The organism is Billgrantia kenyensis (assembly GCF_013697085.1).
GTDB classification, from domain to species: domain Bacteria; phylum Pseudomonadota; class Gammaproteobacteria; order Pseudomonadales; family Halomonadaceae; genus Halomonas; species Halomonas kenyensis.
This window is the reverse complement of record NZ_JACEFT010000004.1, coordinates 158,436-171,181: the sequence shown is the minus strand read 5'-3', so window position 1 is coordinate 171,181 and position 12,746 is coordinate 158,436. Positions and strand designations below refer to the sequence as shown.

The 12,746-nt window shown below is 63.1% G+C and carries 10 protein-coding genes; 2 read left to right on the top strand and 8 right to left on the bottom strand.

Translation table 11 applies throughout. The features are described 5' to 3' along the window. Window positions 1–4: 4 nt before the first annotated feature. The 5 genes from H1D44_RS05905 to H1D44_RS05885 form a co-directional block, all read right to left on the bottom strand. Window positions 5–1,030 (bottom strand): NADP-binding protein, encoded by a 1,026-nt coding sequence (locus H1D44_RS05905; RefSeq protein ID WP_181513908.1) that lies wholly within the window; start codon window positions 1,028–1,030, stop codon window positions 5–7. A gap of 20 nt (window positions 1,031–1,050) precedes the next feature. Beyond that, window positions 1,051–2,334, bottom strand: coding sequence for a TRAP transporter large permease (locus tag H1D44_RS05900; protein WP_181513907.1), 1,284 nt, complete (start codon window positions 2,332–2,334; stop codon window positions 1,051–1,053). Continuing rightward, window positions 2,331–2,852, bottom strand: coding sequence for a TRAP transporter small permease subunit (locus H1D44_RS05895; protein ID WP_181513906.1), 522 nt, complete (start codon window positions 2,850–2,852; stop codon window positions 2,331–2,333). The genes H1D44_RS05900 and H1D44_RS05895 overlap by 4 nt, the downstream gene beginning before the upstream one ends. A 74-nt stretch (window positions 2,853–2,926) precedes the next feature. Beyond that, window positions 2,927–4,117 carry a DctP family TRAP transporter solute-binding subunit gene (locus H1D44_RS05890; protein WP_181513905.1) on the bottom strand — a complete coding sequence of 397 codons (1,191 nt, stop codon included), beginning with the start codon at window positions 4,115–4,117 and terminating at the stop codon, window positions 2,927–2,929. A gap of 89 nt (window positions 4,118–4,206) precedes the next feature. Beyond that, a complete protein-coding gene (locus H1D44_RS05885; protein WP_181513904.1) occupies window positions 4,207–5,109 on the bottom strand; it encodes a LysR family transcriptional regulator in 903 nt (300 codons plus the stop codon). Between the two features lie 185 nt (window positions 5,110–5,294). Between H1D44_RS05885 and H1D44_RS05880 the strand changes: the two genes are divergently transcribed. Continuing rightward, window positions 5,295–6,854 (top strand): M81 family metallopeptidase, encoded by a 1,560-nt coding sequence (locus H1D44_RS05880; RefSeq protein ID WP_181513903.1) that lies wholly within the window; start codon window positions 5,295–5,297, stop codon window positions 6,852–6,854. Here H1D44_RS05880 and H1D44_RS05875 read toward each other — a convergent pair. The 3 genes from H1D44_RS05875 to H1D44_RS05865 form a co-directional block, all read right to left on the bottom strand. After that, window positions 6,851–8,266, bottom strand: a complete 1,416-nt coding sequence (locus H1D44_RS05875; RefSeq protein ID WP_238984370.1) for a hypothetical protein — start codon at window positions 8,264–8,266, stop codon at window positions 6,851–6,853. The two genes, H1D44_RS05880 and H1D44_RS05875, sit on opposite strands and share 4 nt — an antisense overlap. A gap of 163 nt (window positions 8,267–8,429) precedes the next feature. Beyond that, a complete protein-coding gene (locus tag H1D44_RS05870; RefSeq protein ID WP_181513902.1) occupies window positions 8,430–11,030 on the bottom strand; it encodes an ABC transporter permease in 2,601 nt (866 codons plus the stop codon). Then, entirely contained in the window at window positions 11,027–11,776 is a 750-nt protein-coding gene (locus tag H1D44_RS05865; RefSeq protein WP_181513901.1) for an ABC transporter ATP-binding protein, read from the bottom strand. Before H1D44_RS05865 ends, H1D44_RS05870 begins: the two co-directional genes overlap by 4 nt. Here H1D44_RS05865 and H1D44_RS05860 point away from each other — a divergent pair. Beyond that, the gene (locus tag H1D44_RS05860; RefSeq protein WP_181513900.1) at window positions 11,775–12,479 is read left to right on the top strand and encodes an arylesterase; all 705 of its coding nucleotides are present in this window, start codon (window positions 11,775–11,777) and stop codon (window positions 12,477–12,479) included. The genes H1D44_RS05865 and H1D44_RS05860 overlap by 2 nt on opposite strands. Window positions 12,480–12,746 lie beyond the last annotated feature (267 nt).

Genomic DNA, 12,746 nt, shown 5'->3' with positions numbered 1-12,746 from the left:
TCCTTCAGTCAAGTGGTGATTGGGCGAAACGGGGGGCGGTCAGCGGCAGCTCGTTGAGGTGCACGAGTCCGGGCCTGGCCAGGGGAAGATAAGCGATGGCGTTCACGGCACAGGCAGCGGTGCCGGCCCCACCGCCGACCTCGGGTGAGATACGCATTTCGATTGCCTGGTCACCGGAAATACGGGCAAAGTCGCTGGTCTCGATACCCTCCAGTTCCGGCCGAATCTGCTGAGGATGCTCCAGGCGAATGACCTCGCGGTCACCACAGTAGGCAACGGCCTCGTGATGACAGCCAGCCACTTCACCCGGCGCCACGGATACATGGGGAGTCGATCGCGCCACTCGTGTGACGATCGGCACCTTGTGCTCCTCGATACGATCCACTGGCCAGCCGAGCTGTGCCGCCATCAGGCAAATCGACTGGCGAAAGCCGACATGCCCCACTACCTCACCGGCTGCGACGGCGCGCTCGAAGGCTTGAATCGTCAGCCCCACGCCCTGGCTGTCGAGCACTGTGGCACCGAAATCGGATAGATCGTTGCAGCGACGTGCATACAGATGGCCGACCTGACCGCAAGGAACGGTAAGGGCCAATAGCAGCACGTCCATGGCAAAGCCCGGGTTGACGCCGGTGCCCAGCAGGCGGGCCCCATGCAGTCTGGCCAGCTCATCGAGCTCACTGGCCAGTTTCCGATCGGCCGCCATCGGATAGATCATCTCCTCGGCGATGGAGATGACGTCATGCCCCTTCTCGAGACAGTCGCGCAGCATGGGCGCCACATCGGTCAGGAAGGATCCGGTGGCATGCATCACCGTGGCCTTCTCGCCCTGCAGGGCCAGGTTGAGGTCGGGCGTGATGATCACTGGCTGCTCGGGCTCGGGGATGTCGAGCAATTCATGGAGGGCAATGCCCGCCTTGGCCGGGTCACGATCAACCACCGCACGGATGGGGTAGTCACGCGCCAGCGCAAGCCGAGCAATGCGCTGCCCCATGGCACCCACGCCACAGAGAATGAGGTCGTTGCGCATGGAATGGTCCTTGTTGTTCATCAATGCAGCCCAAGCCACGCCGGCAGCGTGAGGGCGATAGCGGGAAAAGCAACGACGAGCGCCAGCACCAGCACCTCCACCAGAATGAACGGCAGGATGCGCAGCATCAGCTTCTCGAACGACACTTCACCCACCGAGGAGGCAACGAATAGGCAGGCCCCAAGTGGCGGGGTCGCCAGGGCAATGTTGAGATTGACGATCATGACGATGGCGAAGTGCAGCGGATCGATGCCAAGCGATACGGCAATCGGATGGAGAATGGGTCCAAGAATGATGAGCACCGCTGTCATCTCCATGAACATGCCGACAATCAGCAGGGCGAACGACACGACGAACAGGAAAATGAGGGGATCGTCACTGATGCCCAGCAGCAAGGCCGCCAGCTCGTTCGGTACGCCCTCCCTGGCCAGAACCCAGCCAAGGATCGAGGCGGCAGCGAGAATGATGAATACCGAACCGGAGGTTCGCACCATGTCGTAGAGCAGCAGAGCGATATCCTTGAAACCAAGGTTGCGATAGACGATCACACCCACGACCAAGGCATACAGGACAGCCAGCGCACCTGCCTCGGTGGGAGTGACGACGCCGCCCAGGATTCCCCCCAGGATGATGATCGGCATCATCAGGGGCACGATGGCCCGCCGTGCGGCCATGCCCAAGGGCGGTGTGTCACTACGCAGCGAAGCGACGGGCAGGTTGTCACGCTTGGCACGCCAGGCGATGTAGGCCATCAGCGATACGGCCATGAGGATGCCAGGCACGATACCGGCGGCGAAAAGACCGGCAATCGATACCTGCATCAACGAGCCGTAGATCACCATGATGATCGAGGGCGGAATGATGGGCCCAATCACTGAAGACGATGCCGTGACTGCCGCGGCGAAGGCGCGGTCGTAGCCTTGGGCATGCATGGTCGGGATCATCATGCGCCCGATGGCTGCGGTATCGGCCACGGCCGCACCGGTAAGGCCGGCAAACAGCACGGAAACCAGGATATTGACGTACGCGAGCGCCCCACGTACGCGACCGACCAGGGCATTGGCCAGATCCACTAATCTGTCGGTAATCCGGATCCTGTTCATCATGTCCCCGGCCAGGATGAAGAACGGCATGGCCATCAGCGAGAACATGTCGATACCGGAGTAAAGGCGCATGGGCACCAGGCGCAGCAGCGCCTCGCCGCCACTCTCCAGCAAGCCGTACACTGCCGTGATACCGATGGCAAACGCCAACGGTGTGCCAAGCACGACCAGCAGTATGAAGAGACCTATCATCAGGATCATGAAAGGGCTCCCGGCTCAGGGTCGTCCTCGGCGAGCCCCCCGGTTATCAGCAGCAGCGTGCGCAGCAAGTGATGCAGCAGCATCAGCGCTCCGGCGACAGGAACGGCCAGGAGCGGCCAGAACATTGAAACGCCGAGGGTCGGCGCCGATTGGCGGGCACCACGCCAGGCGGCTTCCCAGCCCTGGGAGGTCATGATCCAGAGGAACCAGGCGATGGCAAGTGCCACGCCGATGTCGCCGGCCAGGCGCAGGAGTGCGGGCAGCCGCTGACGAATCGCATTGATACGGATGTGTTCGCCATGCTTGAGGGTAATGGCCGCCCCCACCAGCCCGATCCAGATCATCAGGTAGCGCGCCAATTCTTCGCTCCACATGAGGGGATCATTGAGGACATAGCGGAATACCACGCCCCCCAGCACGACGAGAACCATGGCGCCACCGGCCAGCACCAGTGGAATCGCAATGGCGATCTCCAACCAGCGCGCCGCCTGGCGAAGCCAAGAATGAAATACTGACACGAGGCGCCTCCCGGCAAAGAACAGGCAGGACGAGCCCGCTTAAACGGGCTCTGTTTGATATACGGGAAAGGCCATTACCTGCCCCCGTATAGCGCTGCCTCCACCTCTTCCACTGCCTCGAGCATCGCTTGGGCCAGTTCTGCGGCCTGTTGACCGAACTCCTCTTCCAGCGAACTCATGACAGCCGGCACTGCCAGCTCGCGGAACCTGGCCAGTTCTTCCGGGCTCGGAGAGTAAACCTCAAGCCCCGCATCCTGCAGATACTCGGTGCCAAACTGCGTGGCTCGCAGGCCAAGCTTCGCGCCTCGGCCCGCCACCTTGGCCGTTTCCACGGCAGTATGGAAAATACGTCGCTGGTCGTCGCTCAGCCCACTCAGAAAATCGTCACTGGCCACCCACCAGTCGGCACCGTAGAGGTGGTTCGTCAGGGTGGCATAATCCTGTACTTCCTGAAGATTGCCGATCGCCATGATGGGAATGGGATTGTGCTGAGCGTCGACGACCCCGGTTTCCATTGCGCCATAGAGCTCATCCCATGGCACAGGGGTGGCGGCAGCGCCGAGGGCGTTCATCATGGTTATATGACTGGGCACAGACATGGTACGTACACGCAGGCCCTCCATGTCATCCGGACTCCTTACCGGCTGCTTGCTGTTGGTGAAGACATAGAAATCTCCCGCAGTGACAGCCAACAGGTGGAGTCCAGTTGCCTCGTGGAGTTGCTGCGACAAGCGTTCACCGAAATCACCGTCGAAGACACGCTCAGCGATTACCGTGTCGGGAAAGGCGAAAGGCAGGTCGATAGCGTTCATGTTCGGGTAGAACTGGCTAAGCCCACCGATTGATGCCACGTTAACGTCGATGATTCCGGCCTGAGTCAGTTCCATCCGGTCACGTTGATTGCCCATGGAACTGGCTGCCTGGATATCGACGCTCATCTCGCCATTGGACTGGGTCTCGATGACGTCCTTGAACACCATGGCCGAGAGATGAGCCGCCGAGGTTTGGGCATTGGCCGGCTCCTCATGGGCTATGGTGATCGTCATCGCCAGTGACGTTAGCGGAAAGGCCAGGCAAACGCCCAGCGTGGCAAGTGATAGTGCTTTTATTCCATTGTTTTCGCTCATGGCACCCTCTCTATTTGTTGTTTGGCGAAGCGTACTTCGCCCGCTCCATGGGTAGCATCGCTGCGCCCCCGCCCTGCGGCGATTGCCAGCTTGCTGCTGAATGTCACGAATTCTTGCCCAGTGTCCGATGCTCGGCATGTCATGACGCCTTCCCTGACCCGAGTCTATTCCTCAAGCGTTCGATAACAAGCATCAATATTCGACACCGGATTGCTGAAAATAGAACACTAAGAAGGAGACTCGCGTAGCCGCTTTGCCAAAATCTCACTGAAGCGACGGGTTACTGACGGAAGAGTGCGGTGCCGGCGAGCCAGGAGTGCAAGCTGTGCATCACGCAGCGGCGGATCCTGCAGCGGCACGGCCATGAGCCGCTCGTCGCTCAATTCATTGATGAAAGAGCATTTGGGGAGAATCGACACGCCCTGGCCGCTCAGAGCGAAGCCGACAAGACCGAAGATGGAGTCACATTGCAGCGGTACCTGCAGCTGAATATCGGCACGCTTACGCGCCACACGGTCGATGACGTCACGCAGGCCATAGCTGCTGTCGGGTGGGATGGCGAGGGGATAATCGGCCAGGTCGGCCAGCTTTGGAGCCTTGTGTGGAAACGAAAATACATGGGAAAACACGGCGTAAAGTGGCGCTGGCGCTGCCTCTAGCACCATGACGTCTCGATGCAGCGGCGGGTCGAATGCCAGTCCCAGATCGACTTCGTCCGCCGCCACGGAGCGAACCACGCCGGTGCTCCCGGCCCGGTTGACAAACAACTTCACCCCCGGAGATCCTGGGCGAAATTCCGCGATGGCATCGGTGAGAATGCTTCCAATCGCACCCTCGACGCAGAATATGCGAATCTGCCCGCGACGCAGGTCCTTTATCGCTTCGATCTCACCTACAGCCCACTCCTCGTTGAGCAGCGTCTGGCGGGCATGGTCATAGTAGATTCTCCCGGCATCGGTCAGTTTCAACCCGCGCGCATGACGTTCAAAGAGCGGAACGCCCAGGTCTTCCTCGATCTGCGTGATACGGCGGCTCAGTGCCGACGCAGCGAGGCTGAGTTTCTCGGCCGCCTTGCGAATGGAACCTTCGTTGGCCACGGTATAGAAAGAGCGGAGTTGCATGTCCCGCATGGCATCGTCCTGTATCAGCTAAGCCCCACTATCATCGGCCTGGCGAAGCGCCACCACAACCAGCAGCCTGATCGCCAAGTTTCAGGGCAAGTTGACACTGCCGCCGTCTGAGTTTAGAAAGAACCCTTCCGATGCCGCATGCTTGACGCCCCGATTCGTTGAACAAGACGATGGGGTGCTCATCAATGGCGCGCAACATTCTGCTCGCGCAATTCATGCACGAGACAAATACCTTTTGTGCTCGCAAGACCGGTGTCGAGGCCTTTCGTGGCTTCTACTGTCATGAAGGCGAGGAGGTGGTTTCCTCGCTGGGCAACACTCAGAACGAAATCGGCGGCATCATCGAGGTGGCCCGGGAACACGACTGGTCGCTGATTACCCCTGTAGCCACTTTCGCGACGCCTGGCGGACCGGTAACCCGCGAGGCCTGGGAGGCCTTTGGCCAACGCATCCTGACGGCCGCCAGCACGGCTGGGCGAATCGATGGTGTACTGCTCTGTCTGCATGGCGCCATGGTGTTGGAGGATGGCGAGGACGGCGACTACCGGCTGGTCAGGGAAATTCGCCAATGCCTGCAGCCCGATGTGCCCATCGTGGTCACCCTTGACCTGCATGCCAACCTGGACCCGGCCATGGTGGATCACGCCGAAGCCATCCTTTCCTACAAGAGCTTCCCCCATGTCGACATGCGCGAAACGGGGCGCAAGGCGGCCAGGCTGCTGGCCGAACTTCTCGACACACCACACCAGCCTCTCGCCACGATCTTGAACAAACTGCCGATGATCACCCTGCCGGAAGGCGGCCGAACCGACCGTGCGCCCATGACGGAGCTGCTCGAAATGGCCCAGCGAGAGGAGGCCGCTTACCCACAGATAGTGGACATCAGCATCAATGCCGGATTCTCCTTTTCGGATGTGGCCGAGATAGGCCCGTCGGTGACAGTGGTCCACCGCAGCGCTCCCGAACTGGCGCAGCGCATCGCCGATGAGCTCAGCTTGGCGATGTGGCAGGCACGCGATGCCGAGCAGGAGGCCGTGCTTGCCCCCGACACTGCGGCAAGCAAAGCTGTGGCCTACGAGCCACACCGACGAGGCCCGCTGGTACTTGCCGACCTATCGGACAACCCTGGTGACGGCGCCTATGCCGACAGCACCGCCCTGCTTGCAGCGCTGTACCACGCATACACGAGAACGACTCGACCACCTGACACCCTGTTTGGAGCCCTGCATGACCCCGACACGGTCGAAGCGGCCTGGCAGGTCGGTGAAGGGGTGATGCTGGACGTATCGATAGGCGGCAAAGCGGATCCGCGGTTTGGTGGGGGACCGTTTCGCGCCCAGGCGCGGGTAAACCGACTCGGGAACGGGAAATATCGTGTCGAAAGCCCGATGTGGGAAGGAGTGGAACAATCCTGCGGCAGGTGTGCACTATTGCAGATAGGCGCCATCGAGATTCTCGTGACCCGTCTGGCCACCCAGGCGCTAGATCTCGGTATCTTTCGCAGCCTGGGAGTCGACCCGGCAGAGAAGCGAGTGGTGGCACTAAAATCCACCCAGCACTTCCGCGCCGCCTATGGCCCGATTGCGGGAGCGATTCATCTGGTGGACAGTGGGGGCCTGACCAGCCCCGATATCTCTCGCCTTCGCTATCGTCGCATTCCCCGGCCGATTCACCCACTTGATCCTGAGGTGCAATGGCAGCCCCCTCGCCCGGCCGGCCAGAACGAGGGGGAACAGAGCGGCTAGCGTGTCTCGACCTTGAAGCTGAGCTGGCTGGGAACTCCCAGCGGGTCGTTCATGTAGCTCGTCACCGAGCTTTCGGATGGCAGGGTCACGTGCACTTCGAGCTCCTCGGCGGCTCCTTCCAGCAGGTCCACCAGCCCGACCAGGACGGCCTGTATTTCCGGGCCGAACATCATGCCGAAGCCCTGGGCCTGGGTGCGCGCCTGCTCGACATACTGAGCTTCGGTAATGCCTTCCAGGCTCGCTCCCAGGGTCGCCAATCGCGGGAACAGGCCCTGGTCGGCAAGGTTCAAGCGAATGTCGCCGCCCAGCAGGGTGGCGTCTTGCAGCCAGGCCATGTCGGCGAAGGCATCGCCTGGTGCCACTCCCGGCGGCATCATTACGGGAAGGTTGATGTCGAGCAGCAGCCGCAAGGCATCGTGCACGTTGATCTGGCTGTCACTGACCAGCACGCTGTGTTCGCCCTCCTCCTGCCAGCTACCGAGGAAAGCGGCATCCAGGCGCAGCTCGCCGCTGCCGCCGGTCAGCACGTTGCTGGCCATGCGCAGTTCGGTGCGCTCATCCTCGGGGGCGAGTTCGATCATGCGCGCCAGGTCTACATGCAGCCCTTCGAGCCGCACCCCGCCCTTGCCGTCGTCGAAATCGCCGTCGACATCGAGCAGGGCCAGGCTACCCACCAGGCCACTGGCGTCGACAGCCAGATCATCCAGCACCAGCGAAGCCAGCTTTTCCTCACCCTCGCTATCGATGCCGGTCAGCCCTTCGAGACGCAGCGAGGCCAAGCTGAAGGAGCCCGAGCCGAACTCGTCCAGCTCATCGAACGTCCCGGCAACCCCGCTGATCTCGAGCAAGCCGATAGCGGCATGACTCAGCGACTCCCCCCGCACCTGATCGATGGTCATGCGACCCTGGCCTGCCTGCAGGGGAGTGCCGAAGAACAGCTCCTCGGCAAGCTCGGAGGCCAGCTCGATCACGATGTCATCGACAGCCAGGCTGCCCACGCTTACCTCCTCGGGCGCCAGGTCGTCATGAAACGGAAAGACCGCCCGTGACGGCTCGCCCAGCACCATGTTTTCCATGCTCATCAGGGTAAGCTCGGTCAGGCTGTCCTCGATGCGGATGCCTTCGAGCGTGACCTCATCGGGTGCATCGTAGTCGCCGCTGACGGTGTAGCGGTCGATCCGCAGGCGCTCTCCTTCGAGCGTTTCAAAGACGATATCCTCGGCACTGACCCGCGAGCGCAGCATGGCGCTCGAGACCTCACCCAGCGACAGGCTGCCACCCTCTGCGAACAGGGCACGCAGGTCGGCCTCGAGCCGCTCAGCGTCGGCAATGGCGACATTACCTACGCCCATGAGAGCGAAAAAAGCCAAGACCTGCCCCGGTCGCAGCCCCCGGGGGTTCATGATATGCATCGACGCCACCTCCCATAATTGACGTCAGCCGATTGAAAGTGGCGACTCAGCAGCACCACGCTTGACGCTTACACAGTGTAACCGTTTTTGCGCTGACGCTCCGGTTTCTCCCGAGAGCGCTGGCCAATGCCTCTTCAACGCATGGCCAGCACCGTAAGCCGATTCACGCTTCGCCCAATAACCCCAGGCTTGCCGCGGGCGCCTGCTTGCGCAGCCCACGCGACAGCGCATGGCCGATCGCACCGATCAACAGCGCGCCACCCAACGGCAGCAGCAGCCACAGCCACGGGTGCAGCCGTGGCGGCAGATCGAGCCAGGCGGCATAGATGCCGGCAGTGGCCAGCTCGGCCATTATCGCGGCCATCAGTCCGCTGGCCAGGCCGAGGATGGCGAACTCGGCCCCCTGCACTCGGGAAATCAGCCTTCCCCCGGCGCCGAAGACTCGCAGCAGTCCGCTCTCATGCGCACGAGCCGGGCGGCTTGCGGTGAGCGCGGCATACAGCACGCTTACCCCAGCCAGCAGCACGAATGCCAAAACCAGCTCCACCGCCCGAGTCACCTGAGTCACCACCTCGCGCACCTGGGCCAGGATGGCGTCGATGTTGAGCAGCGAGACCCCGGGGAAGCTGCGTACCAGATGACGGAGCGTTTCACCCTGATCGGCATCGAGGTGGAAGGCGGTGATGAAGCTGTGCCCGAAGCGCTCCAGCACCTCGGGTGGGAAGATGACGAAGAAGTTGGGGCGGAAGCTGTCCCAGTGGAGGTTACGCAGGCTCGCTACCTCGCCGACGATCTCCTCGCCGCCGATGGTGAAGGTCAATCGGTCGCCCAATGACAGGCCAAGGCGCTCGGCCAGGCCATCTTCCAGGGAGATGGGCACCGCGGCATCCAGCGGCTCGGCATCCACGGCACCGAGCCAGCCTGAAGACGTCTGGGGGCTCTCCAGTGCGTCGAACCACTGGCCGGCCACGACCCGGTTGCCCTCGGGCAGTTCGGCCTGCCAGGTCAGATTGAGTTCACGTCGCAGCGAACCATCGCCGCGGGATTCCACGGGCACGGCGTCTCGCGCCGGCTCGCCGTTGATCTCGGTGAGCCGCCCTCGCACCATCGGATAGAGGGCGGTACGGTCATCAGCGTTGGCCTCGAGAGCCGCGATGAAGGCCTCCCGCTCGCCCGGCTGAATATTGAGGGCAAAGTAGTTGGGCGTGTCCTCGGGTAGCTGCGCCTGCCAGGCAGTGAGCAGGTCGCCGCGCACCAGGGCAATCATCGCCATGGCGAAGAAGGTCACCGCGAAGGCAAGCATCTGGCCGAGGCTGGCACTGCGCCGTCGCGCCAGCTGACGTCCGCCCAGCCGCACGGCCTGGGCGATCTCGCCTCGCCTGCCTCCCCCTTGAGGAAGGCGTGCCGCCAGGCGCAATACCAGCCCGAGCAGCAGCGCCCCCAGGCCCCACAGCACCACCAGCATGAACAAACCGCCGACGAGCAGCGAGGCCGCCAGACCGAAATCGCCCGAATAGAGCCACAGCAGGCCACCGAAGACCAGGCTAGCCACCAGCACCACCAGCCAGGCGGAGGCCGGCAGCGGATCGAGCTCACGGCGAAGCACCTTGAGCGCGCTGACGCGCTTGAGTCGCAGCAGCGTCGGGCCGGCGAAGCCGACCAGTACTGCCAGCGCCGTCAACACGCCGAGCCACAGAGGCAGCCAGCCCGGTGGCGGCAGCGTGAGCGGCAGGAAGGCCGTCAACAGCGCCAGCAGCGCGGCCTGACCGGCCAGCCCCAGCAACGCGCCGAGGATCGATGCCGCCAGCGCCAGCCACAGCAACTGAAGTGCGAAGAGCCAGGTCAAGTCGCGCTGGGTGGCACCGAAGCAGCGCAGCAGCGCCGCCGTATCGAGGTGGCGCTCGACATAGCGTCGCGTGGCCATGGCCACCGCCACCCCGGCCAGCAGCACGGCGGCCAGTCCGGCCAGGCTCAAGTACTTCTCCGCTCGCTCCAGGGCGTTTCCGATCCCCGGGCGATCACGACGCACGTCACGTACCTCGACGCCATCGCGGCGCAGCCGCTCGAGCAGCGGCCCCAACTGGTCGACCGCCTGTGGCGGGCCGGCAGCGAGCAGTGAGAACGAGACCCGGGCGCCGGGCTGAACCAGGTTGGTAGCCTCGAGATCATCGATGTGAACCAGCAGGCGGGGATTGAAATTGGCAAAGCCGCCGGACTGGTCCGGCTCACGCTCGACCAGCCCGGTCACCTCGAGCTCGCCCTCACCGACCTGGATCCGGTCGCCAAGCTCGGCCTCAAGCAGCAGCGCCAGGCGTGGCGCCAGCCAGGCTTCACCGGGTGCGGGGCCATGATCCACTGGCGTGATACCCTCCCCGAGGTCGACATGGACCTGGCCGTAGTGAGGGTAGACGCTGTCGACCGCCTTGAGGCTGGCCGGCTGGAAGGCATCGCCGAAGCTGGCCATGGTCACCATGTCGACCTGGTCGCTCAGCGTCAGTCCGGCCTCCTCCAGCGTTCGGCGCAGTTCGTCATCGAAGCCCTGCCCCTGCTCGAGCACCAGGTCACCGCCAAGCAGTTGCCCGGCCTGGCGGGCCAGCCCCCGGTCGAGTCGATCGAGAAAGAAGCCGATCATGGTTGAAGCGGCCACTGCCAGGGCCAGGGCCACGAACAGCGCACGAACGTCGCTAGCACGCAGGTCGCGCAGCAGCCCCCGCGTGGAGAGCCGCAGCAGGTTCGATCCTGCTGCGGGAGCAGCGTGGCTCATGCGCCGACCTCCTCACGGGTCATTTCGACCAGTCGCCCCTCTTCCAGGCGCAGGCAGCGGTCGCAGCGCGCTGCCAGCGCATGATCATGGGTCACCAGTACCAGCGTGGTGCCGGCTTCACGATTGAGCTGAAACAGCAGATCGATGATGCGCCCACCGGTAGTCTGATCGAGGTTCCCGGTAGGCTCATCGGCGAAGACCAGCTCGGCCCCGGTCACGAAAGCACGCGCCAACGCTACCCGCTGCTGCTCACCGCCGGAGAGCTGCTTGGGCAGATGATCGGTGCGCTCGCCAAGGCCCACCCGGGCCAGCCACTCCCGCGCCCGGGACTCGCTGTCTGGCAAGGGTGAAAGCTCCAGGGGCAAAAGCACGTTTTCCAGTGCCGTCAGGGTCGGCAGCAGTTGAAAGTTCTGGAACACGAAGCCGACCCGGCCGGCCCGTAGCCGGGCACGGCCGTCCTCGTCGAGACGGCCCAACGTCTCGCCGAAAAGCACCAGTTCACCGCTGCTAGGCTCATCGAGACCCGCGAGCAGCCCAAGGAGCGTCGACTTGCCCGCGCCACTCTGGCCGAGGATCGCCACGCTCTGCCCCGGGAACACTTCGAGCTCCAGACCACTCAGAATGGTGAGCTGCCGCTCGCCGCTCGTCACCTGCTTGCTCAGCTGACGAGCATGTAGAATCGGTTTGGCGTCACGCCCGGAAGCGGCGGCAAGCGAAACAGCATCTCGAGTCAAGGAGTCGGTCATGGTGAAAGTCTTTCCCTTTGGTCTGGTAGGCGCCTGGCTGGCGCGCTGGCGTTCCTGCGGCGCTGGCCTTGCCGGGAGCGCACTGTTCGCCCTGGCACTGGTCACCACTCCGGCCCTGGCAGCCGAGCGGCCGGTACTGCTGGTGGTAGGCGACAGCCTGAGCACCGCCTACGGCTTCGAGCAGGAGGCCGGCTGGGTCACCCTACTCGATGAGCGGCTCGACGGCAGCGTGCGGGTCATCAATGCCAGCATCAGCGGCGAAACCAGCGGCGGCGGTGCCAGCCGACTCCCCGAGCTACTCGGACAGCACGACCCGGACATCGTTCTGCTCGAGCTGGGCGGCAACGACGGCCTGCGCGGCCTGCCACCGACCCAGCTCAAAGCCAACCTGGCCGAGATGATCGAGGCCAGCCAGGCCATCGGAGCCGAAGTACTGCTGCTCGGCATCGACATTCCGCCCAACTACGGGCAGGCCTACCGCCGCGCCTTCACCGATGTCTTCAGCCGTCTGGCCGAAACCTACGATACCCCACTGGTGCCTTTCCTGCTGGAAGGCGTAGCGTTGGAAGAAGGCCTGATGCAGAGCGACGGCATCCATCCCACCGCCGAGGCCCAACCCATCATACTCGACAACGTCTGGCCCGCCCTCGAACCGCTGCTGGAAAGCAACGGCGTGCAGTTGGCCGAAGTGGCAGCGGAATGAGTGACACAAGGCTTTGTACGAAAAGTCGGCGAGCGATGGCCAGACAAGGCAAAAATCGGCGACAAATCGGCAGGGAAGCCGATTTGGGCAGCTCCGCTGCTCGAAGAGCGAGCGACAGGGATGTCGCGAGTCCAAAGACGGAGTTTACGGGGTGTAAATGAGTACTTTAAGCCGATTTTTAACGCCGTATGGGCGAGCGCAGACAGTTTTCGTACAGAGCCTAGCCGGCGGTCCATTTACGGACTATATTCAGACCACTGGCAATTT

Excerpts from the sequence above, each read along its gene's own strand:
- H1D44_RS05905 (WP_181513908.1), bottom strand. The coding sequence starts at position 1,030 with ATGCGCAACGACCTCATTCTCTGTGGCGTGGGTGCCATGGGGCAGCGC.
- H1D44_RS05900 (WP_181513907.1), bottom strand. The coding sequence starts at position 2,334 with ATGATCCTGATGATAGGTCTCTTCATACTGCTGGTCGTGCTTGGCACA.
- H1D44_RS05890 (WP_181513905.1), bottom strand. The coding sequence starts at position 4,117 with ATGCCGAGCATCGGACACTGGGCAAGAATTCGTGACATTCAGCAGCAA.
- H1D44_RS05885 (WP_181513904.1), bottom strand. The coding sequence starts at position 5,109 with ATGCGGGACATGCAACTCCGCTCTTTCTATACCGTGGCCAACGAAGGT.
- H1D44_RS05880 (WP_181513903.1), top strand. The coding sequence starts at position 5,295 with ATGGCGCGCAACATTCTGCTCGCGCAATTCATGCACGAGACAAATACC.
- H1D44_RS05875 (WP_238984370.1), bottom strand. The coding sequence starts at position 8,266 with ATGCATATCATGAACCCCCGGGGGCTGCGACCGGGGCAGGTCTTGGCT.
- H1D44_RS05870 (WP_181513902.1), bottom strand. The coding sequence starts at position 11,030 with ATGAGCCACGCTGCTCCCGCAGCAGGATCGAACCTGCTGCGGCTCTCC.
- H1D44_RS05860 (WP_181513900.1), top strand. The coding sequence starts at position 11,775 with ATGGTGAAAGTCTTTCCCTTTGGTCTGGTAGGCGCCTGGCTGGCGCGC.
- H1D44_RS05865 (WP_181513901.1), bottom strand. The coding sequence starts at position 11,776 with ATGACCGACTCCTTGACTCGAGATGCTGTTTCGCTTGCCGCCGCTTCC.